Raw genomic sequence first — 25,730 nt, forward strand, 5'->3', positions numbered from 1 at the left:
GTTGCATGAATGATACCATCGCCCTATCATGCAACTTCTCGTGTTTCATGAGTTGGCCGCCAGCGGAGCACGTGTGTCATTCACGCAGGTTCAGAAAGGAGTGGATACATGGATACCCATCATGAAGTGATCGTGGTCGGCGGCAGCTTTGCAGGACTGTCGGCCGCGATGCAGCTGGCACGGGCACGCCGTCGCGTGCTCGTGATCGACGCAGGCCGGCCGCGCAACCGCTTTGCCGAACACGCGCACGGTTTCTTCGGACAGGACGGCAAGCCGCCCGCGCAGATCGTCGTGGAAGCGACCGCGCAGCTCGCCGCGTATCCGACGGTGCAGTTGATCGAAGGCGAGGCGCGCACGGCCGAACGCGATGCGAACGGCCGCTTTCACGTGACGCTGGCCGACGGCGGCCGCGCGAGCGCCGACCGGCTGATCCTCGCGACCGGCATCCGCGACGAGCTGCCCGCGCTGCCGGGGCTCGCCGAACGCTGGGGTGTCAGCGTGCTGCATTGTCCGTACTGCCATGGATACGAAGTAAGCGGCCAGCGGCTCGGCGTGCTCGCCACCCATCCGCTCTCGGTCCATCAGGCGATCCTGATTCCGGACTGGGGCCCGACGACGTGGTTCACGCAGGGCGTCGTCGAGGAAAACGACGAAGAAGCCGCGCTGCTCGCCGCGCGCGGCGTGCGCATCGCGCGCTCGCCGGTCGTCGAGATCCTCGGCGATGCACCGCGTATCGACGCACTGCGGCTCGCCGACGGTCAAGTCGTGCCGGTCGAGGCGCTGTTCATCGGCGCGCGCACCGACATGGCCAGCGACCTCGCGCAGCAGCTCGGCTGCGCGTTCGACGAAGGGCCGCTCGGCACCGCGATTCGCGTCGATACGTGGAAGCAGACGAGCGTCGCCGGCGTGTATGCGGCCGGCGACGCGTCGAGCCTGATGACCAACGCGACGTTCGCATCGGCATCGGGCGTCGCGGCCGGCGTGGGCGCACACCGGTCGCTGATTTTCGGGCTGCACGCGTAGGCTGGCAGGCAGCCGGGAGTCACGCGATGCGCGGCGCGGCGTCCACCGCCGGCTGCGCGTCGGCTTCCGCGCTGCACGCCTCGAGCGAAATCCGCCGCGTCTCGCGCCCGTTGATCCACCACAGGCCGGCCGCGAGCGGGCCCGGCAACGCGAGCACGAGCAGCACGATCAGCGCGGCCGACGGCGCGCCGGACATCGCGTAGACGTTCGTCAGCATCAGCGGCGCGATCACCGCGCCGAGCCGGCCGATCGCGACCGACACCCCGAGCCCCGTCGCGCGAATCCGCGTCGGCAGGATCTCGGACGACACGACATAGCCCGAGATGTACGCCCATGTGACGCCGAACTGGATCAGGCAGTAGCCGAGCACCATGCCGGGCAGCGCATGCATCGCGTAGATGAACACGATCGCCGCGACGGTGAACGTGTAGCTCGCGAACAGCGACGCGCGCCGCCCCCACGCCTCGACGAGCAGCGCCGCGACGATACCGCCCGCGAGCGCCGCGGCGTTGCCGATCATGTAGTAGACCGGCATGTCGGTCGACGGTACCTTCATGTACGGCAGGATCACGAGCGCCATCAGCGACAGCACGCCGTACACGACGGCCGCCTGCGAGAAGTTCAGCGCCCCGGCCAGCGCGCAGCGCGCGCGGTACGCGCCGAACAGCTCGCCGACGTTGCGCCAGAACGCGGGCGCCTGGTGCGCGAAACGGGTCGGCGTATAACGTTTCGTCAGCTGCGCGCGATCGTTCTGCACCCGCGGATCGCGTGCCTCGCGCTCGACGATCTGCGCGACGATCGCTTCGGCTTCCGCCACGCGCCCCTGCTGGATCAGCCAGCGCGGCGACTCCGGAATCACGCGGCGAATCCAGAAGAACACCAGCGCCATCGTCGTGCCGAGGCCGAAGCCCACGCGCCATGCCCACTCGGCCGGCAACTGGTTCAGCACGAGATACGACACGGCCGCCGACAGCAACGCACCGACCGGGAAGCCCGACAGGATCAGCGCGTCGGTGCGGCCGCGATGGCGTTTCGGGATGAACTCGCCCATCGTCGCGGTCACCGCCGAATATTCGCCGCCGACGGCCAGCGCCGTCATCGCGCGGAAGAACAGGAACGCATCGTAGTTCCACGACAGCACGGTCGCGACGCTGAACAACGCGTACCAGAGCAGCGTCGCGAGAAACAGGCGCTTGCGGCCGTAGCGGTCGGCGAGATAGCCGAACGCGATTGCGCCGACGAGCATCCCGAACACCCAGATGCTGACCGCGAGCGAGCCCTGCGCGGCGCTCAGGTGCCAGTGCGACTTGAGCACGCCGAACACGCTGCCGATGATGTTGGTTTCGAACGAATCCAGCGCCCAGCCGACGCCGAGCGCGACCAGCATCAGCGTGTGAAAGCGTGTCCACGGCAGGTTGTCGAGACGCGTGAGCGCGTCGGTTTCGATCGGGTGAGACGGTGTCATGATGGAAGTCCTCGTCAGTGAAGCGCCCGCTCGGGCTGCTCCGGGCTGAAGTCGAAATGCGGAAAGCGTGCGCGCGTGCCGATGAAGTTGCGCCCGCGTGCGCCGTCGAATGCGTGATCCACGATCTGCGCCCATTCGTGCGCGCCGATCCCGTACGCGGCCGGGTGGCTCGCGACGCCGAGCGCGTCGAGCAACGCGCCGAGCTGCGCGGGCGCCGTCGCCGTATCGCCGAAGATCTCGCGCAGCGCGGCGTCGCACGCGGCGTCGACGCCGAGCGCCGCCTGCATCACGGCCGGCAGGCAGAACGAGCACGCGATGCCGTGCGCGACGCCGCGCGTCAGCGTGATCGCGTAGGAAATGTTGTGGGCGAGCGCGGTATGCGTGTTCGAGAACGCGAGCCCCGCACGCAGCGCGCCCAGCGCCATGTCGCTGCGCGCGTCGAGATCGTCGGGATGCGCATTCACGCGGCCGAGGCCGCGTATCAGTTCGCGCGCCGCCTGCACGGCGAGGCCGCGTGTCACCGGGTTCGCATGGATGTTCCAGATGCTTTCGAGCGCGTGCGACAGCGCGTCGAGGCCGCTCGCGAGCGTCGGCTGCATCGGCAGGCCGACCATCAGCCGCGGATCGACGATCACCGTTTCCGGATAGAGATCGGGCCGCGACAGCGACAGCTTGCGCGCGTTGTGCGGATCCCAGACGGTCGCCCAGTGCGTCACTTCACTGCCGGTGCCGGCCGTGGTCGGGATCGCGACGATCGGCAGCGCAGGCCGCGCGGTATCGTCATTGCCGGCGCCGCCGGACAGGATGCGCAGCACACGGTCGAAGTCGCCGTGTTCGGCGGCCAGCACTTTCGCCGAATCGATCACCGAGCCGCCGCCGAGCGCGATCAGCACGTCCGGCTTGCCGGGCAATGCGGCGAGCCGGTCGCACGCGCGACGCAGCATCGACACCGACGGGTTCGCCTCGACGCAGTCGATCCGCGTGAGCGCCGGCCCGAGCTGTGCTTCGACACGGTCGGCGATCCGCGCGAACACCGCGTCGGGATACGTGACGATCGCGTAGCTGCGCCCGGCGAGCGCCTCGTTCAGATCCGCCAGCGCGTCGACGCCGAAGCGGATCCGGACGGGATTGTGAAAGCGCCAGTCGCTCATGCCGCCGCTCCCGCGCGACACGGCGTGCCGTGCACGTGCACGGCCCAATAATCTGCATGACGAATCATGCGGGAAGGCCAATCTGCAGCGAAGTTCATGCTCGTCCCTGGATGGAATGGGGTTGAGCAGCAGGTTAGGCATCCGCGATGACGCGTTCATGATCGAAAATCCCGGTGATCGACGATGGATCGACCGAAATTTTCGATCGATCGCCGCCGCGGGCCGGCACCGGACGATCCGCTGTCACGCGTCGAGCGGCCGGCACCGCGCGACCGCCTCGAAAAACGACGCGACCAGCCGGCTGTCGCGCCGCTCGCTCAGGCAGCACACGTGGATATGGGTTTCGACCGGATCGCCGTCGATGCGCAGCGGCCGCAGCCGCTCGTCGGGCACGTACTCGGCCTTCGACACGGTGCCGACGCCGAGCCCGCGCGCGACGGCCTCGCGCAACGCCTCGCGGCTGCCGATGTCCATCGCGATGCGCGGCGTCAGGCCGGCCGTCTCCATCGCGTCTTCGAGCGCGCGGCGCGTCGTCGAGCCCGGTTCGCGCATCAGCAGCGGCTCGCCGGCCAGTTCGCGCAGCGTGATCGCGTCGCGCGTCGCGAACGGATGGGTCGCGCGCACGAACGCGATCACCGGAAAGCTCGCATAGCGCTGCGTGAAGTAGCGCGCGTCCTCGAACGCACGCGCCACCACGCCGACGTCGCACACGTACTGGTCGAGATCGCGCAGCACGGTTTCCGAATTGCCGAGCGCGACCGACAGGTGCAGGCGCGGATGAATCGCGTGATACGCCTCGATCATCTCCGTCACGTGGAACGGGCCGACCGCGCCGATCCTCAGCGAGCCGCGCTGCAACGCACCGCTGTCGCGCAGCAGCGCGGCCGCGTCGCTCTCGTCGCTGCAGATGCGGCGCGCGATCGGCAGGAATTCGAGGCCGACCGCCGACAGTTCGACGCGCCGGCCGCGCCGGTGGAACAGCTCGACGCCGTGTTCGTGTTCGAGGGTCTGGATCTGCGACGTGATCGTCGTCTGGCTGGTGGACAGCGCACGGGCGGCCGCGGTGAAGCCGCCGTGCTGGACGACGGCGATGAAGCTGCGAAGCTGGGTGAGGGTCATGACGGACGGTCGGTCAATCGATCGGAAAATTCGTGCCGAATGCCGGACGGCATCGGGAAATTCAATGTATCGGCCGAATGTGACAAGCGCGGTCCCGCCGCGTCGATGGCTTCGCCGCGTGATATGCGGTTTAATGACCGACGCCCCCAGCATTAAGAGACATGAAATGCTCGATCTCGACGACCTGCGGCTCGTCCGCGCGATCGGCGCGTCGCGCTCACTGGCCGCTGCCGCGCGCCTGCTCGACCTCACGCCGCCCGCGGTCACGATTCGCCTGCAGCGGATGGAAGCGCGCCTGAACGCGCGGCTCGCGGTGCGGCAGCCGAAAGGGATTGCGCTGACCGACGAAGGGCAGCGGCTCTACCAGGAGGCCGTCGGCATTCTCGAGCGCGTGGAGGCGCTGCCGGTCAGCATCGCGGGCGATCACGGCGACGTGCAGGGCACGCTGCGCGTCGTCGCTCCGCTCGGCTTCGGCCGCCAGTACGTCGCGCGGATCGTGCGCGATGTGCAGCGCGCGCACCCGAAGCTCGAAATCTCGCTGCACCTGTCGGAGAGCCCGCTGACCAGCGCGCCGGGAGCCGACGTGGTCGTCCATGTCGGCAGCCTCAGGTCGTCGTCGTGGATCGGCTATCCGCTCGCGCCCAACGAGCGTTTCCTGTGTGCGAGCCCGGCTTATGCGCGCCGCATCAAGGACCTGAATCATCCGTCCGACCTCGCGCGATACGACTGCCTGTGCCTGCGCGAAAACGACGAGGACATTCCGCGCTGGCGTTTCTCGCCCGATGGTGACGTCAAGGGCGAGTCGCGGCGGTCCGCCGTCATTCGCGTTTCCGGCGCGCTGTCGTCGAACGACGGCACCGTCATCACCGAATGGGCGCTGGCCGGGCTCGGCATCGTCGAACGCTCGGAGTGGGACGTCGCGCCGCTACTCGCGAACGGCAAGCTCGTCCGGCTGCTGCCCGGCTGGCACCTGCCGTCCGCGCCGGTGACGGCGCTGTTGCCGTCGCGCACCGGCCGTTCGGCGCGCCAGCGGGTCTTTCTCGAAGCCGCGCGGCAGTTTCTCGATCCGCCGCCGTGGCGTGCCAACGCATGAGTCGCGCCACGCGTCCGCGAGGTCCGCTTGATTAAGTCGCATTTAATGATGGATTAGTCCCGCGTTAAACACGGTGCATGCCAATCGTCCTACAGTGTCCGCATCGGCAACCTCGCAATCGAACCCATCGTGGACCTTCAAACCCTCAACACCCCGGCCGCGTTGATCGATGTCGGCCGCATGCATCGCAACATCGCACGCATGCAGGCGCATCTGGACACGTTCGGCGTCACGTTCCGGCCGCACGTCAAAACCACCAAATGCCGGCACGTCGTCGATGCGCAGATCGCGGCGGGCGCACCGGGCATCACGGTGTCGACGCTCAAGGAAGCCGAGCAGTTCTTCGCGGGCGGCGTACGCGACATCGTCTATGCGGTCGGCATGGTGCCCGCCAAGCTCGGCCAGGCGCTTGCGTTGCGCCGGCAAGGCTGCGACCTGAAGATCGTCGCCGACAGCCTGCAGGCCGCGCACGCGATCGCCGCGTTCGGGCGCGAGCACGGCGAACGCTTCGACGTGTGGATCGAGGTCGACGTCGACGGCCACCGCTCGGGCATCCCGCCCGCAGCCGACCTGCTGATCGACGTCGGCCGCGCACTGGTCGACGGCGGGATGGTGCTCGGCGGGGTGCTGGCCCATGCGGGCTCCAGCTACGAATTCGACACGCCCGACGCGCTGGCGGCGGTCGCCGAACAGGAGCGCAGCCGCACCGTGCGGGCCGCGGAGCGCCTGAGAGCCGCCGGGCTGCCCTGCCCGGTCGTGAGCATCGGCTCGACGCCCACCGCGCTGTCGGCGCAACGCCTCGACGGCGTGACCGAGGTGCGCGCCGGCGTGTATGTGATGTTCGACCTGGTGATGCACAACATCGGCGTATGCGGACTGTCCGATATCGCACTGTCGGTGCTGACCACCGTGATCGGCCATCAGGAAGAGAAAGGCTGGGCGATCGTCGATGCAGGCTGGATGGCGATGAGCCGCGACCGCGGCACGCAGCGCCAGGCGCACGATTTCGGCTACGGGCAGGTCTGCGCCGAAGCCGGCGACGTGCTCGGCGACTACGTGATGAGCGCGGCCAACCAGGAGCACGGGATCGTATCGCGCACGGGCTCGCCGGACACCGGCATCGCGCAACGGTTTCCGATCGGCACGCGCCTGCGCATCCTGCCGAATCATGCGTGCGCGACCGGCGCGCAACATCCCGAATACCAGGCCATCGGCGAAGACGGCGCCGCACAAACGTGGCCGCGCTTCTACGGCTGGTGAGCGACGCCCGGGGTCCACGCCGCTCCGCCACGGATTGACTATTTATCCAAATCTGGACAAAATTTAAACACCTTCGATTCGTCTTGCGCCGAAAAGGCGCTCCCGACCATGCCGACAGACGCCCGACTCCTGCTTCTCGACCGCGATGCCGTCGCGCCCGCCCTTCAGGCCGGAGAAGTCATGACGGCGGTCCGCGAAGCCTTCGTGCTGCACAGTCGGCGGGCCGGACGCGTATTCCCGGTGGTGCGCGAGAAGCTGCACACCGGCGGCGTGTTCGGCATCAAGTCGGGCGACGTCGCCGGCCAGGATCTGCTCGGTTTCAAGGCGGCCGGGTTCTGGCCGGGCAACCGGCGCGTCGGCGGCGAGCCGCATCAGGCCACCGTCGCACTGTTCGATCCGGCGACGGGCCGCCCGCTGTGCATCATGGACGGCAACGCGATCACCACCGCGCGGACCGGCGCAGCCGGCGGCCTCGGGCTGCAACAGCTCGCCCGCCCCGACAGCACGCGGATCTGCGTGTTCGGCACGGGCGTGCAGGCGCGCGTCCAGCTCGACTACGCGCTGAGCCTGCTGCCGCAGCGGTGCACGGTGCGGTACGTGAACGTCAGCGGCGAGCCGGACCCGGAGTTCGAATCGGCCTTCCTGGAGCGATGCACGATCAGCGTGGCGCGCGACCGGAACGACACGGTGGCCAACAGCGACGTGGTCATCACGGCAACACCCGGCGGCGGTGCGTTGTTCGACGCGGCCGCGGTTCAGCCGGGCACCCATCTGACCTGCGTGGGCGCCGATACCGCAGGCAAGCGCGAGCTGCCGGCCGGCGTGCTGGAACGCGCGCGCATTTTCGTGGACGATCACGACCAGGCGCGCAGCATCGGCGAGTGCCAGTGGGCGCCGGATTTGCCGCGCACGGAAATCGGTGACATCCTCGCCGGTGCGGTGTCGGTCGACCGTGCCGCGCACGACATCACCGTGTTCGACATGACGGGTCTCGCGCTTCAGGACCTGACCGTCGCACGCTTCCTGTATCGGCACGCCCTCGACAACGGCACCGGAACCTCCGTTCCGTGGCCCTGGTAAGCAACCCTCCTCTTTCAACCGCCATGCGTCTCGCCAAAGTTTCCGCCGTCTCGTTCGATCTCGACGACACCCTGTGGCCGTTCGGGCCTTCCGTCATACGAGCCGAGGCGCTGCTGCGCGCATGGTTGATCGAGCGCGCACCCAATACCGGGCGTGTGCTGCCCACGCAACAGGCATTGAGCGAGCTCCGTGAGGAATACGAACGGCTGCGCCCGGACCTCGCCGGCGATTTTCGCGCGATGAGAATCGGCTCGATCCAGCTGGCGCTGGCGCGCGCGAACGAAGATGTCGCGTTGACCGACGCCGCGTACGACGTGTTCTATGCCGCGCGGAACCGCGTCGAATTCTATGAAGACGCATTGCCAGCACTCGCGTGGTTGAGCGCCCGTTTTCCGTTGATTGCCGTGACCAACGGCAACGCGGATCTCCGGCTGACCGGCGGCGGCGAATTCTTCCGCACGACGCTCAGCGCGCGCGCATTCGGCTTCGCGAAGCCGGAACCCGAGATCTTCCATGCGGCGGCGGACGCACTCGGCGTGCGTCCGGCCGAACTGCTGCACGTCGGCGACGACTTCCACCTCGATATCGTCGGTGCGCTGAATGCGGGGCTTCAGGCCGCATGGGTCGTTCGCGACCCGCGGCCGGCAACGGAACCCACCCCGCAGCAGGCCGCGACGCCGCACCTCACACTGCGCGACCTGTCGATGCTGTGTCGCGCACTCGGCGGCCCCGACGACGTGTCGTGACCGCAACCGGGTGCGGCGCATGCCCGCATCGCGCCGTCACGCCGCCTTGCGTGCGTCCGCGATCCGCTGCGGCGCCTTCGGCCGCGCATACAGCCGCTCGAGATACGCGCGCAGTTGCGGGAACGGTTCGATCAGGTGGCATTCGCTCGCCCAGTCGATCAGGTAGACCGTCACGCAATCGGCCACCGTCAGCGAATCGCCGACGATGAAGTCGCGCCCTTCGAGATGCTTGTCGAGGATCGCGGCCATCGTCGTGAAATCCTCGCGCGCCAGCTCGATATCGGCCGGCGAGCGCTTCTCCGGCGGATAGATGAACGAATGCCGCGTGATCCGCCACAGCGGCTGCTCGAGCTCCGTCACCGCGAACATGACCCACCGGTAGGCCTCCGCACGCAGCGCCGGGTCGGTGGGCAGCAGCCCTTTTTCCGGGTACTTGTCCGCGAGGTACAGCACGATTGCGGCCGACTCGGGAATCACGAGGTCGCCGTCCACCAGCACGGGCACCTTGCCGGCCGGGTTGAGGCGCAGGAACTCGGGCCGCCGGTGCTCGCCCTCGAGCAGGTTGACCGACACGAATTCGAAGTCCGCATCCAGTTCCTTCAGCCCCCACAGCGCGCGTTGCGAACGCGTGCCGGCAAATCCGTAAAGCTTCATCGCCAATCTCCATCCAGAATGTCGGGAAAATATCCGCCTGCCGGCCACGGCGCATCGACGCGACGCGCGGCGCCCGGCACGACGGGTCGCTCACGCGCCGGGAATCGCCAGCACCGGCATCACGTCGATCGCCACGCCCGGGAACAGCGTGAAATGCGGATGGCCTTCGAACAGCGCGGCGGCCGCCTCGTGCGACGCCGCGCGCACGACCGTAAAGCCGCTCAGCGCGTTGGCCGTGTCCTTGATGCCGCCCGCGTCGATGGTCTTGGTCTTGCCGAGCGGCCCGCCCATCTCGACGATCGCGTCGCGATGACGGTCGACCCACGCATGCCATGCGGCAATGCCGTCCCGCTCGCGCGTGCGCCGCGCCTCCTCCGGAAGCGCCACCCACGCCTTCATGGCCGGACTATCCTTGGTCCCGAGAAATACGGCGAGATACAACTGCTGTTGAGCACTCATGCCTTCTCCTCCGATGACGGGCGCGGCGGGCTGCCGCGCCTCGACCTTGACAAGATAGGTTGATATCAACACAATTGCAACATGGCACGAAAAGAAACGCTTCCTTTCGAAACGACGCTGATGGTGCGCGATTGCTGCCTGTGCCTGCACATGCAGCGCGCGGCGCGCAATCTTGCGCGCATCTTCGACGATGCACTGCGCCCGCTCGACCTCACCAACGGCCAGTTCTCGCTGCTGATGTCGCTGAACCGGCCTCAACCGGCCCCGATGAAATCGGTCGCGTCGCTGCTCGCGATGGACCGCACCACGCTCACCGCCGCGCTCAAACCGCTCGAGCGGCGCGGCCTCGTGACGATCATCCAGGACCCGGACGACCGGCGCAGCCGCCTGCTCGAACTGACGCCGGCCGGCCACGACCTGCTGGCCGACGCGTTCCCGCTGTGGCAACAGACCCATGCCGACATCGAGCGCCCGTTCGCACCGGGCGAAGTCGATCAGTTGCGCGGCCAGTTGCGTGCGCTATCGGTCGATCCGGCGGCACGCGACTGAACCGGCGCGCGACCGGTTGCCGGTCTCCTGCCATTCCTTGTCAGTTGTCATCGTACGAATGCCTCACGGCGCCCGATTCGGTGGCAATATCGCTCGGCACGACAACCAATCCGGTCTTCACAAGGAGGAGCGAGCATGAGCAGCAACGAGAAAGGCGCGTATTTCCGGTCGCTACACCGCGCGGGCCAGCCGCTGGCGCTGTTCAACGTGTGGGATGCCGGCAGTGCGCGCACGGTCGCCGACGCGGGCGCCGTCGCACTGGCAACCGGCAGCTGGTCGGTCGCGGTGGCCAACGGTTTCGTCGACGGCGAGCAGATGCCGCGCGCGCTGATGATGGAGGTGCTCGAACGGATCACGCGCGCAACGGACCTGCCCGTCACCGTCGATCTCGAAAGCGGGTACGGCGAGCGGCCGGACGATGTCGGCGACACGATCACGCTGAGCATCCAGGCCGGCGCGATCGGCTGCAACCTCGAAGACAGTGTTCCGGCAACGGGCGAATTGCGTGACACCGAAGCAGCGGCAGCCCGGATCGCCGCGGCACGGCAGGCGGCCGATCGTGCGGGTGCCGACTACTTCATCAATGCGCGCACCGACGTGTTCTTCAAGGCAGCGGCCGATACGCACGACGAACGCCTGCTCGACGCGACGCTGGCGCGCGCACGTGCGTATGCGGCAGCCGGGGCCGACGGCCTGTTCGTGCCGGGCCTTCGCTCGCCGGCGCTCATTCGCGCGCTGACGGCCGCGTCGCCGCTGCCCGTGAACGTGATGCGCGTCGCGGAAACGCCGACGCTCGCCGACTTCGCGGAATACGGCGTGGCGCGCATCAGCCACGGGCCCTATCCGTATCTGCAGGCGATGAAGACGCTGGCTTCGATGGTCAAGCAAGGCGGCTAGCGGATTCGCGGAGCGATCGCGCGCCGGGTGTGCATCGAACGATTACATTGCATGTAATTGGCGCACGACACGCACGCTCTTACGCTTCGGGTGTCGCGCCGCCATTCCGGCGGCGCTCCTCGCCCGGGAACATCATGTCCGCCTATCCGCTTCATACGATCGATTCCGCGCCGGCCGAATCGAAGCCTGTCCTCCGGCAGCTCCAGCACACCTTCGGCATCGTCCCGAACATCGCGGCAGCCATGGCCGCGTCGCCGGTGCTGATCAACGGCTTCATCGGCCTGTTCGAGCGCGTGCATGCCAGCAGCCTCACCGAGCCGCAGATCCAGACGCTGCTGCTCACCAACGCGGTGACGAACGCAAGCGAATGGCCGGTCGCGTTCCATACCGCGCTCGCGCTGAAACAGGGGGTGGCGCCCGCCGACGTCGATGCGATCCGGCGCGGCGATCTGCCCGTCGACGCGAAACTGGCCGCGCTGTCGGCCACGGCGCGCGCGCTGATCGACACGCGCGGCCACCTGGCCGACGCCGACCGGCAGTCGTTTCTCGACGCGGGATTCAGTGCCGGGCAGTTGCTGGAAGTGATCGCCGTCGTCGCCGCGTCGACGATCACGAACTACGTCGGCAGCGTCGCGCAGCCCGCGCTCGAAGCGCCGTTCGACGCATTCGCGTGGCATGCGCATGCCGCGTGAGTCCGATATAGTCGTTCGCGTCGATCACGGAACGATCAGCCCCCCCCGATGAACGCCAGCCGCCGCGATCCGGACACGCCGCCGCACGAACTGGGCCAGTTGCTGCGCTACTGGCGCGACGTGCGCGGCGTGAGCCAGCTCGACCTGTCGCTCGACGCGGGCATCTCGCAGCGCCAGATCAGCTTCATCGAAAGCGGACGCAGCGTGCCGGGCCGCGACACGCTGCTGACGCTCGCGCAGGCGCTGGACGTGCCGCTGCGCGAGCGCAACGCGCTGCTGCTCGCGGCCGGCTATGCGCCGGTGTATTCGGAAGCGCCGTGGGATGCGCAGGAGATGCATGGCGTGATCCGCGCGCTCGAACGCGTCGTACGGCAGCACGAGCCGTTTCCGGCGATCGTGATGGACCGCCACTGGAACGTGCTGATGACCAACGATGCGGCGCCGCGCTTTTTCGGCTGCTTCATCGACATGGCTGCGCGCGAAGGCCCGCGCAACCTGCTGCGCCTGATGTTCGATCCGCACGGCATGCGGCCGTTCGTGGCCGACTGGGGCACCGTGTCGCGCAGCCTGCTGCAGCGCGTGCATCGCGAATCGGTCGGCCGCGTGCTCGACGACGAAACCCGGCAGTTGCTCGACGACCTGCTCGCCAGCCCCGATGCGCCGCGCGACTGGAACACGCCGCCGGCGCCGGCCGCCGCGCCGTCGCTGCCGGTCATCCCGATCGGCTTTATCCACGAAGGCGTCGAGCTGCGTTACTTCTCGTTGATCACGACGGTCGGTACGCCGCAAAGCGCGGCTGCGCAGGAACTGCGCATGGAGTGCATGTTTCCGGCCGACGACGCGACCGAAGCGCGTCACCGGCAACTGCTCGACGCGCACGTGCCGGTACGTTGAGCGGCGGGCCGGGCGGCCCGCCGGCATCCGTCATTCCGCCAGCGCGGACACCACGCCGACGCGCTTCGGCACGCCGGTCACGATCGTCGCGACCGCGACCGCCAGCACGACGGCCGCGCCGACGAACACGCCGGCCGCGCCGTTCGCGTCGAACACGACGCCACCGGCCGCCGCCCCCGTCGCGATCGCGAGCTGGATGGCCGCGACGATCAGCCCGCCCGCGCTCTCGGCCTCGTCGGGCACGGTACGCGTGACCCACGTCGACCACGCGACCGGCACGCCGCCGAACGCCATCCCCCACAACGCGACGAGCACCGCGTCGATCATCGGCGCACGGCCGAGCGCGACGAGCGCGATGCCGAGCACGACCATCAACGCGGGCATGCCGATCAGCATCGGCCGCAGTCGGTGTTCGAGCACGCGGCCGGCCAGCGACGTGCCGACGAAGTTCGCGATGCCGTAGCCGAGCAGGATCGCCGACAGCCCGTTCACGCCGACACCTGCCACCTGTTCGAGGAACGGCCGCAGATACGTGAAGAACGCGAAATGCCCGGTGAACACGAGGATCGTCGCGAACATCCCGAGGCCGACGGTCGGCCGGCGCAGCACGTCGATCAGCGTACGCAGCCGCGTCGTGCCGCTCGGCGGCATCGACGGCAGCGTGAGGATCTGCGACACGAACGAGAGGCCGCCGAGCGCGGCCGCGATCAGGAACACGTTGCGCCAGCCGATCAGGTGGCCGAAGTAGCTGCCCATCGGCGCGGACGCGATCGTCGCGACCGCCACGCCGCTGAAGATGATCGACAGCGCGCGCGGCACCATCGACGTCGGCACGAGCCGCATCGCGGTGGCCGTCGCCATCGTCCAGAAGCCGCCGAGCGCGATGCCGAGCACGACGCGCCCGATCAGCAGCGTCGTCAGGTTCGGCGCGAACGCGACCGCCAGGTTCGACGCGACGAGCAGCACCGAGAACACGAGCAGCACGCGCCGCCGGTCGATCGTGCGCGTCAGCGCCGAGATCAGCAGGCTCGTGACGAGCGCGACCGTCGCGGTGGCCGTGACGGCCTGCCCGGCCACGCCTTCGGTCACGCCGAGGCTGTCGGCCATCGGCGTCAGCAGGCTCGCCGGCAGGAATTCGGCCGTGACGAGCCCGAACACGCCGAGCGCCATCGCGAATACCGCGCCCCAGGCCGGTTCGCGGGGGGCCGCCGTCGAGGCGGCCGAGGAGATTCCGGGATTCATGCGTGGTTCCGTGTCGGTTAGGGAAAGTACTGATGAGGGCGTATCGTAAGGAACCACGTCAGGACGGTCTATGACATACAATCCGTGCTTATTGATCGAACGTCCGAATCTCGATATGTCCGAGCCTCTTCTGCCCCCGATTCCCGATGTGCACGACCTCATCAGCGAGCTGCTGCTGGGGATGCGCCTGAGCGGCGTGCAGTACCGCCGCATCCAGGTCGCGCGGCCGTTCGGGCTGAATTTCGGCCATGTGACGGGCCGCGCGCAGTTCCATTTCGTCGTGCGCGGGCCCGTGCTGCTGCGCGATGCGTCGGGCGAGACGATGCGGCTCGAGGCCGGCGACGCGATCCTGCTGCCGCACGGCCGCGTGCACGCGCTGGTGTCGGACGCGGATGCGCCGTGCCACGAACTCAACGGCTTCGAGGTCGCGAAGATCTGCGATACGGTCGCGTCGGTGGCATCGGCCGGTGCGTCGCCGGCCCGTTGCGCGACGACCGAGCCGGGCGCCGGCGATGCGCTGATCTTCAGCGCGTGCATGGAACTCGATCTCGGCGGCATGCAGCCGCTGGTCGGCACGATGCCCGAGTTCATGCATGTGGGCACGCTGCTCGCGCGCTACCCGGAAATCCGCCCGATGCTCGACGCGATGGAGCGCGAAGCATGCACGGCGCGCGCGGGCTTCGCGGGCATTCTCGCGCGGCTCGCGGATGTGGTCGCAGCGTTCATCGTGCGCGGCTGGGTCGAGTGCGGATGCGGCGACGCGACGGGCTGGGTGCAGGCGCTGCGCGAGCCGAAGCTCGGCCGCGCGATCGTCGCGCTGCATCGCGACCCCGGTCGCAACTGGAGCGTCGCGGAACTCGCGACCGAAGCGGGCGTGTCGCGCTCGGTGTTCGCCGAACGGTTTCTCGCGGCGACCGGGATGACGCCCGTACGCTACCTGACCGAGCTGCGGATGCGGCTCGCCGCGCAGTGGATCGCGCGCGACCGCGAGACGATCGAAGCCGTCGCGTACCGGCTCGGCTACGGCTCGCTGGCCGCGTTCAGCCGTGCGTTCAAGCGCGTGGTCGGCAAGCCGCCGGGTGCGGTGCGCGCGGACGGCGAGGTGCGCGTCGAAGCATAATGCGTCGCGCGTGAGGCTCGCGACGGCCGCCAGGCGTCGCTCAAGTCACCGCCACGCACGATGGCAGCGCTCAGCCGCTGCGCGCTTCCAGCCGGTCGACCAGCGCCGTCGCGCACTGCACGGCAAGCGCCGCGCAGTGCTCCGCATCGACGACCGCGCCGCTCGCCACGGTGCCTTGCACGATCCGGCCCAGCAATTCCTTCGAGAGATCGGCGATCTCGTGATCCCGTTCCGTCATGATGTCCCTCCTGCGCGTCGACCGATCGCATCGATGCGCTCACTTCCCCTGCCCGTTCAGCGCCCTTTCGCCCGCACGACGATCTGCGCCTGCGTGTCGCGTTCGATGCGCTCGAGCGACGCGCGCAGCGCCGTGAATTCGTCCGGCGTACACACCTGGCGGCCGAAATTCGCCGTCATCCGCCGCGTGACCTGCACGACACGCGCGGCGTCGTCGAAAACGTAATGCGACGTGAAGTCGACGAAGCGGTCGTGCACGGCCGTATCGGCCGGCAGGTCGGTCACCGCGACGTCGGCCGGCAGCGCGATCTCGCCGGTTTCGTCGAACGTGCCGCCGATGCAGCCCCACGGCTGCGTGCGCACGGGTTCGGCCAGCCAGCCTTCAACCTGCGTCGCGATGCCGCCCGTCAGGCTCGACAGCGCGGGTAACGCGGTCGTGCCGTCGGGCCACACGAAATGGTCGAGCGTGCCCGACATCGTCACGTCGAATGGCCCGTCGGTCACGTGCCGGTCGCTGGTCGACAGTTGCGCGCGGCCGCGCAAGCCGCTTTGCCGCAGACGGTTGTTCGCGAGCTGCGCGATGAGGTCGGGCGTCGCGCGGCGAAACAGGTTGCGTTCGAGTTCGGCCGTCCAGCCGTCGTCCTCGATGTACGCATGAAAACGCGTGGCCCCCGGCCCGGCGGCATCGATCTCGACCCGCGCGATGCGCCCGCGCGGCTGCGTGGCCGGCGTGCGCGACAGTACGCCCGTGTCGACGAGCAGCGCGGGACGGTCCATCACGATCGGCGGCAGATAACCGAACGCGATGCCGGCCGTCGTCGTGTCCGCGTAGAGCGCGAGATCGGGCAGCCACATGATCGCGTGATTGATCGCACCGCCGCCGTAGCCGGGCACCGACGGCAGCGTGTAGACGGACCCGAGATTGAGCAGCACCGGCTCGCTGCGGATGCCGACCGCCGCGAGCAGCGCGCCGAACAACGCGACATGATCCTTGCAGTCGCCGTAGCGGTTGCGCAGGATGTCCGTCACGCGATGCGGCGCGGCGGCCGTTTCACCGAGAAACAACCCGACGTAGCGAATGTTCGCCTGCACCCAGTCGTACAGGATGCGCGCCTTGTCGCGCGGATCGGCAACGCCCGCGGTGAGTGCGCGCGCCAGCCGCTCGACGGCCGGATCGTCCGCGGCCGGATCGACGGCCGCGTTGCGGTAGCGCGCGGCGAACGCCGCGTAGTCGGGCAGCGTCGACACGACGAGCCGGTCGCCGTAGGTCGGGTAGCCGACCGCGCCGCTCTCGATGCGGTCGTACGGGCCGTGCCGGTAGTCGAACGCGTAGCGTGTGCGGCCGTTCGCGGTGACCGGCGGCAGCGCGACGTAGCCGCGCGCATCCGCGTACAGCGGCATGTCGGCCGGCACGTCGAAGATCAGCCGCTGGCTGTCGACCGGCTCGCGCGACGGCTCGACCGTGTAGCCGAAGTAGCCGCGGTTGACCGGCTTCGTGCGGGTCTTGCGGAACGCCACGCGCGTGCTCGACCCGGCTTCGACGCCGGGAAATACGACGGTGCGCAACAGCCCGTCCTGGAACGTCGGCGCGCCGGCCGAGCGCGGCTCCTGCACGTCGCGGATGCCGCCCGCGTCGACCGGATGCGCGACACCGTCGCGGTCGATCGTCTCGGCGGCGAGCAGGTCCACCTTCTCGAGGTTCTTGTCGAACCACACGTAGCGCTGCGCGATTGCATCGATACCGCTCGCGTTGTTCGCGCGCAGCGTCGAATCGTCGTGCTCGTCGAGCGAACCGTCGTGCTGGATCACGAATTCGTGGACATCGCTGACGACCGTGACGGGCGCGTCGCTGCCGGTGTCGCGCGTATCGGCCACAGCCGCTCCCGCGCCAAATGCAACCGCGCAGATCAGCAGGCAGCCAGTCCATCGGGAAGAAAAATGCACCACGTCGAAGCTCTCCGCGCGTTCGCGGCTGGACGCCTGGGCCACGCACCGGTGCGGGGACATGCCACACGTGACGCGCACATGACAGGCCCCGCGCCGCCTGCCCGTCGTGCGACCCAGTGTGGGTGACGTGCCGCCGAGCGTCAAGCCGTCCGGCCGGAAGCCGTCACGCGCCGCATCCGGCCGGACACGGCGACACTCCACGCCGCTCGGCCCCCGAATATCGCCGCCCGACAACCGCTTCCGCGTACGAGCGGCATTTGTATCATGTCGTGATATATAATCGATTCAGGAACATCCGGCGTACGACGTCGGCTGCGCAGGCGAAGCACAGCCAAACGCGACCCGCCGACATGGGAAGGAGACATCATGCTGATCAACAACGATTTCGAAATCGGGTACCTCGTGATCGCGTTCGCGCTGCTGGGCGTGATCCTGTTCGGCGCGCTGCTGACGGCGCTGCATCTCGAACGGTGGCACCCGAAACTGATCGGCGCCGCACTCGGCGCGCTGCTCGGCATCGTGCTGATCGAAGCGATGCCGATGCTCACGTGACCACGCCCCGGCGCCCATTCGTCCGATCACGCACCACGCGGGGTCGGAACGGCCGGCGCCCGGCGCGGAGACCGTCATGGCGTCGCCGCTCTGCCTGACCTATCGCCAGTGCGCGATCCGCGCGGTTGCGCTCGTCGACCCGATGGCCGGCGAAGGGCTCGAGCTCGGCGCGCTGTACCAGCCGCTCGCCGTTGTGTACTGGCGCGATGCGCGCGGCTGTCACGAAACGCATCTGCTCGATCCGAAGCATCACGTGTTTCGCAACGACTCGGACGCGCTCCGGATTTCGATCGCGCTGGCCAAGCGCTTCATCGACGCGCAGCTCGCCGGCGCCTGCACGCCCGCCGGCTGACGGCCGGTTGCGCATCCCTCGTCCCCCATCCTGCCCGGAGGCGACATGGAAAACGGTATCGTCCAGACCCTCGTGCTGCTCGCGGTCCTCGTGTTCGCGGTGCTGTTCTTCGCGGCCCAACGCGGCCGCGACCGCACGCGCGACAGATTGCTGCACAGGTCCGCGCGGCGCTCGTCGCGCTCGCATACGCATCATCATTCGTAATCGCGCCGGCGATCCCGCCACGCAAAAAAAATCGGCCGACGGCACACGCGTCTTTCGACACGAAGCCGCCGGCCTTCCAGCGGAGGTCCGGTACCGCAGGCGGCACGCGCGCTGCGCGCCTACACGCCCCACATCACGTGCCGGCCCTGTTCGCGGGCCGCACGCATCATGTCCAGCAGCGGCCACGCGCGCTGCGCGAGCCCGCCCGCATGCGGCGACACGTCGTCGCGCAGCGCCTGCGTCGAATGCTCGTGTGCGCGTTCGCGCGCCGCATCGTCCCTGATGGCCTGTTCGAGCCGTGCGATCGCCCCAGGCAGTTCGTCGGTGGAAATCACGCCACGGACGTCGAGCCCCTTGCCGACCAGCCCGAGCAGATACTGCGCCAGATCGCGCAACATCACGATGTCGGGTGCGGCGGAAGAGCGAAACGTGATCAGCATCGTCATTTCCCCTTGTCGTGGCCGCGAACCGTACGGCGCATCGTGCCGCCGGTCGCGGCGAGGCCCCGTGGCCATCCCGCTGCGCGTGAGCGCCGCCCGTTCTTCTGAACCGGACGTTCGCCCCGCACGATGCGCGTCGCGCGGCCGGATTCGTGTGTGGCGTGGAGGCTGGATGACGCGAAGGCCTGCCTTGATTTTATATCACATTGTGATGTATTCAAGCATACGGACCCTGAATGCCTGCAATCTTGCGGCAGGTTCACCGATGGGTACGGCACGCGCCATGCGATGCGCGCCGCTTCGCTCCGTTACTTGCAGTCGCCCACGCGCTTGCCGCGCCACGTCCACGCGAGCGTGTACGCGCCGGCCTGCGCGTGCTGCCCGTGCAATTGCCCCTTCAGGTCGTAGCTCGTCGGCGTGACGGCGCCCGTCACCGTGCCGTTGCCGCGCCCCTGTTCGTTCGCGCAGGACAGTGCGACCTTCAGCGTCGTGCCCGCGTAGTCCCAGTTCGTGATCGTGCAGCGGACGTTATCGCGCTGCAGGCGGGCGGCCATCGTCTTGCGCAGGTTCTTCGCGTCCGCGTCGCTCAGGCACTGGTCCGGCATCGGATCGGTGCCTTGCGGCAACGGCTTGCCGTTCAGCGTGTACTCGGTGTCGTCGTGCCAGATGCCCGGCGATACGGTCTGCGCAAGGGACGAGATGGCGAAGCCGGCGAGCACGGCGGCGGACAACGCGTGCGGGCCGTGGCGCAGGAAACGGGTGGCAGTCGTGGCGACGATCGTCATGAAGTCTCCCGGAAAGGATTTGTTGTTGATTCGAAGCGCGCGAATCTTATCAAATCTTTCCGGCGAAACCGGAGCATTGTTTCCTATTGCTTACGATCTGACGCGACACGTCAGATTGAATCGTTTTCATCGACCGGAGGAGCCGTTTCACGCGCCCGCTACCCGACGTTCATCGGCAACAACACCATCTGCTTGCCCTCGACGTGCAGGCGTGCCTGCAGCTCGACGGGCGTCTGGTTGTGCAGCCAGGCCGTGAGGAAATTCACGCGCCGGAAGATCAGCTTGCTCGCGAAGCACACGGCGTTCGGGTACTCGTCGAGCGTCGACGACGCGAGGTTCATGAACTCGACGACGGGGTTCGTGCCGAACGCGATCCGGTAGTCGGCCGCGATGCCGCTGCGACGGCAGTGCGCGACGTAGTAGTCCAGCGCTTCGGTGATCGAGTGACGCAGCCGTTCGAGATGTTCGTGCCCGTCGTATGCCTTCGCATCGACCTCGCCGACCGCGAGGAAGATCACGTTGCGGAAGTGCCCGGGAAACAGCCGGTTGACCCACAGCAGCGCGTGCATGCTCGCGCCGCGATGCTTGCCGACCAGCAGCACGGCCGTCGGTTGCGACGGATCGGGCTTGCCCGGCGCGGTCGCCTCGTCGACTTCGGGCGGCTTGCCGGAGAACAACGCATCTTCCTTCGCGAGCTGCGCACGCGTATACGCATAGTGGCGGTTGATCATGAAGCACAGCGCGATCACCGCGCTCGTCACGAGCACCGTGAGCCAGCCGCCCGCCGTGAACTTCTCGATCAGCGTGATGACGAGCACGGTGGCCGTCACGCTCAGCCCGAGCGCCGACAGGAAGAAGTGCTTGAACCAGCCCTGCTGGCTGCGATGATGCCACCAGTACGTGCACAGCCCGAGCAGCGACATGCTGAACGTGAGGAACACGTTGATGCTGTACAGCACGACGAGCACGTCGACGTTGCCGTGCGTCCACAAGAGGATCAGCAGGCTCGACAGCCCGACGACGATGATGCCGTTCTGCCGCACGAGGCGCCCCGACAGGTCGCGGAAATGGCGCGGCACCCACGAATCCGACGCCATGTTCGACAGCACGGCCGGGCCGTCGAGGAAGCCCGTCTGCGCGCCGACCAGCAGCAGCCCGGCCTCGAACGCGAGCACGGCCGCGAGCAATGCGTGGCGCGCGAACGCCGAGCCGAGCCCAAGATGGTCGATCACGCTGCCGAACACGACTGCGTTGAGCGTCTCGCCGTCGACGGGCTTCGCGTGCCACAGCATGTACAGCAGGATGATGCCGCCGGCCGTGAACGCGAGCGACGTCGACATGTACCACATCGTCACCTTGCCGTTCGGCACGCGCGGATCGGCGAGCATGTTCACGTTGTTCGACACGGCCTCGAGGCCGGTATACGTGCCGCCGCCGAGCGAGAACGCGCGCATCAGCAACGCGAGCAGCACGAACAGGCCGAGCGACTGCGACATGCCGTGCGCTTCGTGCACCGCATCGGGCACCACCATCGCGAGGCTGCCGCCGTGCACGGCGACGCCGTACACGATCAGCCCGAAGTGCAGGATCACGAAGCCGATGAAGATCGGCAGCAGCACCATGATCGATTCGCGCATCCCGCGGAAATTGAGCCCCGTCATCATCAGGATCAGCACGATCTCGGTCGTGAGCTTGAACGCCTGCGCGCTGACCGGCAGCAGGCTGAAGAACGCATCGACACCGCTCGCGAGCGACGTCGCGACGGTCAGCACGTAGTCGACCAGCAGCGCCGCGCCCGATACCAGCCCCGGCTTCGACCCGAGCAGCGACGTCGCGACCCGGTAGCCGCCGCCGCCGGTCGGGAACAGCTCGATCACCTGGTTGTAGCCGAGCGCGATGATGAACACGGTCGCCGCCGTCGCGAGGGCGAGGAACAGCGCGAGCGCGTGGTGCTGGCCGAGCGCGAGAAACGCCTCCTCCGGGCCGTAGCACGACGACGACAGCCCGTCGGCGCCGAGCCCGACCCAGGCGAGCAGCGGCGTGACGGCGATCGCATGCCTCGTGCGCGGATCGAGCGGGTCGAGCGGCTTTCCGACGAGCAACTGCCACACCTTCTGGAATGCGGTCACGATTCCTCCGGAACGCACGACGCCTCGGCGACACTCCTCTAAAACTAAATGAGTTCCGGGACAACTTCCAGTCGGCGTATTCCATAGGGCGCGTCGCGCGCGGGGTTGCTTTCAACATGCCGACGCGTTGCAGACAGTCGCAATACAACCCTGCGAGCCGGACTCGCGTCAGCCGGCCTCGCCCAACGCGCGGGCGAGCAGGCGCGACACGCCGACGAAGGCCGGATGCGGCGCGGTGATCACGAAGGTCGGAATCTTCGCAAGATAACCGGCAAAGCGGCCCTTCGCCTCGAAGCGGGCTCGAAATGGCGATGCATCGAACAATACCCCGAGGCGCGGCACGACGCCCCCGCCGATATGGATGCCGCCGGTCGCGCCGAGCGTCAGCGCCAGATTGCCCGCGAACGTGCCGAGCATCCCGCAGAAGCAATCCAGGGTCGCCATGCAGCGTGCGTCGCCGGCGAGCGCGCGATCGATGATCGCGGCCGTATCGGCTGCGTCGGCCCGTGGCGCGTCGCAGCCATCGCGCGCAGCGAGCGCCGCGTGAATCACCGCGATGCCGGGCCCCGCGACCAGCCGCTCGAACGACACGTGCGGCCAGCGCGCCCGCGCGTACTGCAGCACGTCGGCCTCGCGTGCATCGGCGGGCGCGAACGACACATGCCCGCCCTCGCCGGACAACGGCACCCATCCATCGCCCGCGCGCACGAGCGCCGAGACGCCCAGCCCCGTTCCCGCGCCGAGCACGCCGATCGTACCCGCGGGCGCCGCGTGCCCGCCGCCGACCTGCCGCCGTTGTCCCGCTGGCAGATGCGGCACGGCCATCGCCAGCGCCGCGAAGTCGTTGAAGACATGCAGCGTGTCGAATCCGAGCGCGCGGCGCGTCGCGTCGATCGAGAAGCGCCAGTCATGATTGGTCATGCTGACCATGTCGCCGTCCACGGGATTGGCGATCGCGATCGCCGCGTTCCGCACCCGTGCGCCGCCCATGTCGCGCAGGAACGCGCGCACCGCATCGTCCATGCCGGCATGGGCGCTGCATCGATAGACGCGCACGTCGCCGATTCCGCCGAGCGCGGTCTCCAGCGCGAAGCGCGCATGCGTGCCGCCGATGTCCGCCAGCAAGCGGGGTTCGCCGGCGCGCACGCCGCGCGGCGCGACCGGGTCCCCGTTGAGGGTTGCTACGCTCATCCCATCTCCCGAATTGTCATCGTGTGTCGATCGCAACGGTCATGGCACCTCCACGCCGCGCGCCGCGTCCAGCAGTTCGAACCAGTGCTCGCGCCCGAGCGCGATGCCGGTCGCCGCTACCGCTTCGCGCAGCGCCGCGATCCGGCTCGACCCGACGATCGGCAGCGGCCGGCACGGCAGCGCGAGCAGCCACGCGAACAGCACCGTCGTCGCGGGTACGCCGAGCGCATCGCCGATCCGCGCCGCGCGCTCGCGCACCCGCGTCGCGGCAGGCGACGCCTCCGTCAGCAGCCGTCCGCCCGCGAGCGGCGACCACAGCATCGGGGGACAGCGCCAGCGCTGCGCCTGGTCGAACGTGCCGTCGTCGAGCGGCGCGAGATGCAGTAGCGAGCATTCGACCTGGTTCGTCGCGAGCGACATGCCGTGCGCCGCCATGCGGTCCTGCAGCAACGCAGCCTGCGCCGGCGTAAAGTTCGATACCCCGAACGCCCTCACCTTGCCGTCCCGCCGAAGCGCGGCGAAGGTCGCGGCGACTTCGTCGGCATCCATCAGCGGATCGGGACGATGCAGCAGCAACAGATCGAGCCGGTCGGTACGCAGCGCGCGCAGCGACTGCTCGACCGACGCGACGACATGCGCGGCGCGCGTGTCGTAGTGCTTGATGCCGTGCGCGGGCCGACGCGCGGACACGAGCCGGATCCCGCACTTCGTGATGATCTGCATCCGTTCGCGCAAGTGCGGCGCATCGGCCAGCACGTCGCCGAACAGGCCCTCGGCCATGTAGTCGCCATAGATGTCCGCATGGTCGAAGCTCGTCACGCCGAGTTCCAGCGCCGCCTCGATCAGCTCACGTCGCGCGCGGACCGACAACGCCCAGTCACCGATCCGCCACATCCCGAACACGATGCGCGAGAACGGCACGGCATCGGCCCCCATCGATATCGTCGTACAGCGTTCCGTCATCGCGCTCACCACCACCATTCGACTTGCGCGCCGACGGTCGAGCCCGTGCGCGACGTGCCGAAGATGCCCGTCGTCGACAGCGGATCGCCGGGCGCCGCCGCATCCTGCGCGGCCTGGTTCCAGCGCGCATACGTGTAGAACACGCGGAATTCCGGCCGCGACCAGAACGAGCGGTCCATCGCAAGCGTCAGCGCGACGCTCGCCTTCAGCAGCGTGCGCGTCGGGCCGCCGGACGGCGTTACGCGATCGTGCCCGAGGTCGCCCTGCAGCTTGATGTGCTGCGTGAACGCGTATACCGGCCGCACGCCCATCGATATCCAGGTCTGCGACCCGCCCGACGGCGCGATGTCGCGCTGGTAGATGCCGACCACCTGTCCGCTGAAGTCGCGCGTGGCCTGCCAGTCGAACGCGTCGAGTACGCGGACACTCTTGTAGCGGTTGTCGTTGGTCAGCGTTCCCGTGTAGCCCAGGCCCGTGCCCGGACCGACGCCGTACTGGAACGCGAGCTTGTTCTTGCCGCCGAGCAGGTTGGTCTGTATGTGCTGAACCGTGAACGACCAGCCGCCGTGCGCGTCCTGCAGCACGCCGCTCGTGTTCAGCACCGGCGCGCGGGCCGGGATGTACGACAGCCCGAACTGCAGTTCGCCGCCGGGGTTCGGGCGTACGCCCGACAGCTGCAGGTCGTGGCGCGTCGCGTAGTTGGGCTGGTCGATGTAATCCTCGCGGAACAACGCATAGCTGAGCTTCAGGCCGCCGCCGATCGGCACGTTCTCGATGCCCGCGCCGAGGCCGCTCGGGTTCCAGTAATAGAAGTCGTTCATGTGGACGTCGTTGCGCCGGTAGTAGATGCGCCCGAACCAGATCCGCATGTCGTCGAGCCCCGGAAGGTTCGTGAGCTGCACGTACGACTGCGGCAGGCGCACGCGGCCGTGATCGCCATTGAAGGTCGGCGCGCGATCGAGATCGTTGACGAGGCTCGCCATCCCCACCGCCGACAGCTGCATGCCGTTCGAGAACTTGTACAGCGTCTGGTCGATCTCCAGCTCGCTGTAAACCTGGCATTCGTTGCCGAGCCGGTATTTGCTCTGCGCACCCGGCAACTGGAAGCAGGCCTGCGAATGGCTGTCGCTGGTCCCGACACCGGCCCGCAGGTAGCCGTGAAACTGCGTCCACGGCGTCAGCTGGTTCCAGGCCGACGACGGCGTCGGCGTCGCCACGTTGGCGGGGCTCGTGTCGGCCGGTACGACGCCGGTGGCCTGCGAGAGGCCGCCCGGTGCGCTGTCCGCGGCGAGGGTCGTCGCCGGATCCGGCGCCGCGTGCAGCGCGGCCGATGCGACCGCGAGCGAGAAAGCGGCGGCGAGCCGCGTGAGCCTGAACGGGGTGCGTGCCGGGCCGCGCGCGACGCGGCCTGCTTCGTCGATCATGAACGTGTCTCCAAACGTTGTCAGTGCGTCGCGTGCGATGCGCGGCGTCATCGAATAGGTGT

At 68.5% G+C, this 25,730-nt stretch carries 26 protein-coding genes and 1 pseudogene; 13 read left to right on the forward strand and 14 right to left on the reverse strand.

Annotated elements, in window-relative coordinates:
- Positions 1-108 precede the first annotated feature (108 nt).
- Positions 109-1,023 carry an NAD(P)/FAD-dependent oxidoreductase gene (locus ACWMMN_RS29195; protein WP_256086740.1) on the forward strand — a complete coding sequence of 305 codons (915 nt, stop codon included), beginning with the start codon at positions 109-111 and terminating at the stop codon, positions 1,021-1,023.
- 19 nt (positions 1,024-1,042) lie between these two features.
- On the opposite strand, the gene ACWMMN_RS29200 is transcribed toward ACWMMN_RS29195, so the two are convergent.
- From ACWMMN_RS29200 to ACWMMN_RS29210, 3 genes are all read right to left on the reverse strand, one after another.
- On the reverse strand, positions 1,043-2,488 hold the full coding sequence (locus tag ACWMMN_RS29200; protein ID WP_340625307.1) for an MFS transporter: 1,446 nt from the start codon (positions 2,486-2,488) through the stop codon (positions 1,043-1,045).
- Positions 2,489-2,502: 14 nt separating this feature from the next.
- The gene (psrA, locus tag ACWMMN_RS29205; protein WP_486423491.1) at positions 2,503-3,639 is read right to left on the reverse strand and encodes an iron-containing alcohol dehydrogenase PsrA; all 1,137 of its coding nucleotides are present in this window, start codon (positions 3,637-3,639) and stop codon (positions 2,503-2,505) included.
- A gap of 243 nt (positions 3,640-3,882) precedes the next feature.
- Complete coding sequence (locus ACWMMN_RS29210; RefSeq protein ID WP_059237593.1) at positions 3,883-4,758, reverse strand: LysR substrate-binding domain-containing protein; 876 nt, start codon at positions 4,756-4,758, stop codon at positions 3,883-3,885.
- 133 nt (positions 4,759-4,891) lie between these two features.
- Between ACWMMN_RS29210 and ACWMMN_RS29215 the strand changes: the two genes are divergently transcribed.
- From ACWMMN_RS29215 to ACWMMN_RS29230, 4 genes are all read left to right on the forward strand, one after another.
- On the forward strand, positions 4,892-5,851 hold the full coding sequence (locus ACWMMN_RS29215; protein ID WP_407045105.1) for a LysR substrate-binding domain-containing protein: 960 nt from the start codon (positions 4,892-4,894) through the stop codon (positions 5,849-5,851).
- A 129-nt stretch (positions 5,852-5,980) separates the two neighbouring features.
- A complete protein-coding gene (locus tag ACWMMN_RS29220) occupies positions 5,981-7,111 on the forward strand; it encodes a DSD1 family PLP-dependent enzyme (protein ID WP_486423492.1) in 1,131 nt (376 codons plus the stop codon).
- A 108-nt stretch (positions 7,112-7,219) separates the two neighbouring features.
- The gene (locus ACWMMN_RS29225) at positions 7,220-8,191 is read left to right on the forward strand and encodes an ornithine cyclodeaminase family protein (protein WP_486423493.1); all 972 of its coding nucleotides are present in this window, start codon (positions 7,220-7,222) and stop codon (positions 8,189-8,191) included.
- Between the two features lie 23 nt (positions 8,192-8,214).
- A complete protein-coding gene (locus tag ACWMMN_RS29230; protein ID WP_174992870.1) occupies positions 8,215-8,937 on the forward strand; it encodes an HAD family hydrolase in 723 nt (240 codons plus the stop codon).
- Between the two features lie 36 nt (positions 8,938-8,973).
- Here ACWMMN_RS29230 and ACWMMN_RS29235 read toward each other — a convergent pair whose 3' ends face one another.
- Positions 8,974-9,591 carry a glutathione S-transferase family protein gene (locus ACWMMN_RS29235; protein ID WP_174992871.1) on the reverse strand — a complete coding sequence of 206 codons (618 nt, stop codon included), beginning with the start codon at positions 9,589-9,591 and terminating at the stop codon, positions 8,974-8,976.
- 90 nt (positions 9,592-9,681) lie between these two features.
- The gene (locus ACWMMN_RS29240; RefSeq protein WP_059237599.1) at positions 9,682-10,050 is read right to left on the reverse strand and encodes a YciI family protein; all 369 of its coding nucleotides are present in this window, start codon (positions 10,048-10,050) and stop codon (positions 9,682-9,684) included.
- Between the two features lie 81 nt (positions 10,051-10,131).
- Here ACWMMN_RS29240 and ACWMMN_RS29245 point away from each other — a divergent pair, with 81 nt between their 5' ends.
- The 4 genes from ACWMMN_RS29245 to ACWMMN_RS29260 all read left to right on the forward strand — a co-directional run bounded on the left by ACWMMN_RS29245 (position 10,132) and on the right by ACWMMN_RS29260 (position 13,082).
- On the forward strand, positions 10,132-10,599 hold the full coding sequence (locus ACWMMN_RS29245) for a MarR family winged helix-turn-helix transcriptional regulator (RefSeq protein ID WP_059237600.1): 468 nt from the start codon (positions 10,132-10,134) through the stop codon (positions 10,597-10,599).
- A gap of 135 nt (positions 10,600-10,734) precedes the next feature.
- The gene (locus ACWMMN_RS29250; protein WP_059237601.1) at positions 10,735-11,496 is read left to right on the forward strand and encodes an isocitrate lyase/PEP mutase family protein; all 762 of its coding nucleotides are present in this window, start codon (positions 10,735-10,737) and stop codon (positions 11,494-11,496) included.
- 134 nt (positions 11,497-11,630) lie between these two features.
- A complete protein-coding gene (locus ACWMMN_RS29255; RefSeq protein ID WP_059237602.1) occupies positions 11,631-12,188 on the forward strand; it encodes a carboxymuconolactone decarboxylase family protein in 558 nt (185 codons plus the stop codon).
- Between the two features lie 48 nt (positions 12,189-12,236).
- Positions 12,237-13,082 carry a helix-turn-helix domain-containing protein gene (locus ACWMMN_RS29260; RefSeq protein WP_486423494.1) on the forward strand — a complete coding sequence of 282 codons (846 nt, stop codon included), beginning with the start codon at positions 12,237-12,239 and terminating at the stop codon, positions 13,080-13,082.
- 30 nt (positions 13,083-13,112) lie between these two features.
- On the opposite strand, the gene ACWMMN_RS29265 is transcribed toward ACWMMN_RS29260, so the two are convergent.
- Positions 13,113-14,324, reverse strand: a complete 1,212-nt coding sequence (locus ACWMMN_RS29265; RefSeq protein ID WP_059237604.1) for an MFS transporter — start codon at positions 14,322-14,324, stop codon at positions 13,113-13,115.
- A 70-nt stretch (positions 14,325-14,394) separates the two neighbouring features.
- Here ACWMMN_RS29265 and ACWMMN_RS29270 point away from each other — a divergent pair, with 70 nt between their 5' ends.
- Positions 14,395-15,444, forward strand: a complete 1,050-nt coding sequence (locus tag ACWMMN_RS29270; protein WP_256086748.1) for an AraC family transcriptional regulator — start codon at positions 14,395-14,397, stop codon at positions 15,442-15,444.
- Positions 15,445-15,514: 70 nt separating this feature from the next.
- On the opposite strand, the gene ACWMMN_RS29275 is transcribed toward ACWMMN_RS29270, so the two are convergent.
- Positions 15,515-15,682, reverse strand: a complete 168-nt coding sequence (locus ACWMMN_RS29275) for a hypothetical protein (protein ID WP_174992874.1) — start codon at positions 15,680-15,682, stop codon at positions 15,515-15,517.
- Between the two features lie 56 nt (positions 15,683-15,738).
- Complete coding sequence (locus tag ACWMMN_RS29280; protein ID WP_486424106.1) at positions 15,739-17,628, reverse strand: DUF3857 domain-containing transglutaminase family protein; 1,890 nt, start codon at positions 17,626-17,628, stop codon at positions 15,739-15,741.
- A gap of 366 nt (positions 17,629-17,994) precedes the next feature.
- Here ACWMMN_RS29280 and ACWMMN_RS29285 point away from each other — a divergent pair, with 366 nt between their 5' ends.
- The 3 genes from ACWMMN_RS29285 (at position 17,995) to ACWMMN_RS29295 (ending at position 18,736) form a co-directional block, all read left to right on the forward strand.
- A complete protein-coding gene (locus ACWMMN_RS29285; RefSeq protein WP_486423495.1) occupies positions 17,995-18,180 on the forward strand; it encodes a hypothetical protein in 186 nt (61 codons plus the stop codon).
- Between the two features lie 76 nt (positions 18,181-18,256).
- The gene (locus tag ACWMMN_RS29290) at positions 18,257-18,532 is read left to right on the forward strand and encodes a hypothetical protein (protein ID WP_486423496.1); all 276 of its coding nucleotides are present in this window, start codon (positions 18,257-18,259) and stop codon (positions 18,530-18,532) included.
- A gap of 45 nt (positions 18,533-18,577) precedes the next feature.
- Complete coding sequence (locus ACWMMN_RS29295; RefSeq protein WP_174992876.1) at positions 18,578-18,736, forward strand: hypothetical protein; 159 nt, start codon at positions 18,578-18,580, stop codon at positions 18,734-18,736.
- Between the two features lie 119 nt (positions 18,737-18,855).
- On the opposite strand, the gene ACWMMN_RS29300 is transcribed toward ACWMMN_RS29295, so the two are convergent.
- The 6 genes and pseudogenes from ACWMMN_RS29300 to ACWMMN_RS29325 all read right to left on the reverse strand — a co-directional run bounded on the left by ACWMMN_RS29300 (position 18,856) and on the right by ACWMMN_RS29325 (position 25,668).
- A complete protein-coding gene (locus tag ACWMMN_RS29300; protein ID WP_059240809.1) occupies positions 18,856-19,176 on the reverse strand; it encodes a DUF1840 domain-containing protein in 321 nt (106 codons plus the stop codon).
- Positions 19,177-19,484: 308 nt separating this feature from the next.
- Positions 19,485-19,961 (reverse strand): DUF3617 domain-containing protein, encoded by a 477-nt coding sequence (locus ACWMMN_RS29305; protein ID WP_059237609.1) that lies wholly within the window; start codon positions 19,959-19,961, stop codon positions 19,485-19,487.
- A gap of 158 nt (positions 19,962-20,119) precedes the next feature.
- Positions 20,120-22,090 carry an APC family permease gene (locus ACWMMN_RS29310; protein ID WP_486423497.1) on the reverse strand — a complete coding sequence of 657 codons (1,971 nt, stop codon included), beginning with the start codon at positions 22,088-22,090 and terminating at the stop codon, positions 20,120-20,122.
- Positions 22,091-22,273: 183 nt separating this feature from the next.
- Positions 22,274-23,281 (reverse strand): annotated as a pseudogene (locus ACWMMN_RS29315) (glucokinase); the annotation flags it as partial.
- A gap of 39 nt (positions 23,282-23,320) precedes the next feature.
- The gene (locus ACWMMN_RS29320; RefSeq protein ID WP_422674349.1) at positions 23,321-24,262 is read right to left on the reverse strand and encodes an aldo/keto reductase; all 942 of its coding nucleotides are present in this window, start codon (positions 24,260-24,262) and stop codon (positions 23,321-23,323) included.
- Complete coding sequence (locus tag ACWMMN_RS29325; RefSeq protein WP_226196981.1) at positions 24,250-25,668, reverse strand: maltoporin; 1,419 nt, start codon at positions 25,666-25,668, stop codon at positions 24,250-24,252. Before ACWMMN_RS29325 ends, ACWMMN_RS29320 begins: the two co-directional genes overlap by 13 nt.
- Positions 25,669-25,730 lie beyond the last annotated feature (62 nt).

Source organism: Burkholderia cepacia complex sp. TUM26381 (assembly GCF_057439935.1).

What these genes read in the sequence shown, in the direction of transcription:
- ACWMMN_RS29195 (WP_256086740.1), top strand. Translation starts at nt 109, where the DNA reads ATGGATACCCATCATGAAGTGATCGTGGTCGGCGGCAGCTTTGCAGGA.
- ACWMMN_RS29200 (WP_340625307.1), bottom strand. Translation starts at nt 2,488, where the DNA reads ATGACACCGTCTCACCCGATCGAAACCGACGCGCTCACGCGTCTCGAC.
- psrA (WP_486423491.1), bottom strand. Translation starts at nt 3,639, where the DNA reads ATGAGCGACTGGCGCTTTCACAATCCCGTCCGGATCCGCTTCGGCGTC.
- ACWMMN_RS29210 (WP_059237593.1), bottom strand. Translation starts at nt 4,758, where the DNA reads ATGACCCTCACCCAGCTTCGCAGCTTCATCGCCGTCGTCCAGCACGGC.
- ACWMMN_RS29215 (WP_407045105.1), top strand. Translation starts at nt 4,892, where the DNA reads ATGACCGACGCCCCCAGCATTAAGAGACATGAAATGCTCGATCTCGAC.
- ACWMMN_RS29225 (WP_486423493.1), top strand. Translation starts at nt 7,220, where the DNA reads ATGCCGACAGACGCCCGACTCCTGCTTCTCGACCGCGATGCCGTCGCG.
- ACWMMN_RS29230 (WP_174992870.1), top strand. Translation starts at nt 8,215, where the DNA reads ATGCGTCTCGCCAAAGTTTCCGCCGTCTCGTTCGATCTCGACGACACC.
- ACWMMN_RS29235 (WP_174992871.1), bottom strand. Translation starts at nt 9,591, where the DNA reads ATGAAGCTTTACGGATTTGCCGGCACGCGTTCGCAACGCGCGCTGTGG.
- ACWMMN_RS29240 (WP_059237599.1), bottom strand. Translation starts at nt 10,050, where the DNA reads ATGAGTGCTCAACAGCAGTTGTATCTCGCCGTATTTCTCGGGACCAAG.
- ACWMMN_RS29245 (WP_059237600.1), top strand. Translation starts at nt 10,132, where the DNA reads ATGGCACGAAAAGAAACGCTTCCTTTCGAAACGACGCTGATGGTGCGC.
- ACWMMN_RS29250 (WP_059237601.1), top strand. Translation starts at nt 10,735, where the DNA reads ATGAGCAGCAACGAGAAAGGCGCGTATTTCCGGTCGCTACACCGCGCG.
- ACWMMN_RS29255 (WP_059237602.1), top strand. Translation starts at nt 11,631, where the DNA reads ATGTCCGCCTATCCGCTTCATACGATCGATTCCGCGCCGGCCGAATCG.
- ACWMMN_RS29260 (WP_486423494.1), top strand. Translation starts at nt 12,237, where the DNA reads ATGAACGCCAGCCGCCGCGATCCGGACACGCCGCCGCACGAACTGGGC.
- ACWMMN_RS29265 (WP_059237604.1), bottom strand. Translation starts at nt 14,324, where the DNA reads ATGAATCCCGGAATCTCCTCGGCCGCCTCGACGGCGGCCCCCCGCGAA.
- ACWMMN_RS29270 (WP_256086748.1), top strand. Translation starts at nt 14,395, where the DNA reads ATGACATACAATCCGTGCTTATTGATCGAACGTCCGAATCTCGATATG.
- ACWMMN_RS29275 (WP_174992874.1), bottom strand. Translation starts at nt 15,682, where the DNA reads ATGACGGAACGGGATCACGAGATCGCCGATCTCTCGAAGGAATTGCTG.
- ACWMMN_RS29285 (WP_486423495.1), top strand. Translation starts at nt 17,995, where the DNA reads ATGCTGATCAACAACGATTTCGAAATCGGGTACCTCGTGATCGCGTTC.
- ACWMMN_RS29290 (WP_486423496.1), top strand. Translation starts at nt 18,257, where the DNA reads ATGGCGTCGCCGCTCTGCCTGACCTATCGCCAGTGCGCGATCCGCGCG.
- ACWMMN_RS29295 (WP_174992876.1), top strand. Translation starts at nt 18,578, where the DNA reads ATGGAAAACGGTATCGTCCAGACCCTCGTGCTGCTCGCGGTCCTCGTG.
- ACWMMN_RS29300 (WP_059240809.1), bottom strand. Translation starts at nt 19,176, where the DNA reads ATGCTGATCACGTTTCGCTCTTCCGCCGCACCCGACATCGTGATGTTG.
- ACWMMN_RS29305 (WP_059237609.1), bottom strand. Translation starts at nt 19,961, where the DNA reads ATGACGATCGTCGCCACGACTGCCACCCGTTTCCTGCGCCACGGCCCG.
- ACWMMN_RS29320 (WP_422674349.1), bottom strand. Translation starts at nt 24,262, where the DNA reads ATGGTGGTGGTGAGCGCGATGACGGAACGCTGTACGACGATATCGATG.
- ACWMMN_RS29325 (WP_226196981.1), bottom strand. Translation starts at nt 25,668, where the DNA reads ATGATCGACGAAGCAGGCCGCGTCGCGCGCGGCCCGGCACGCACCCCG.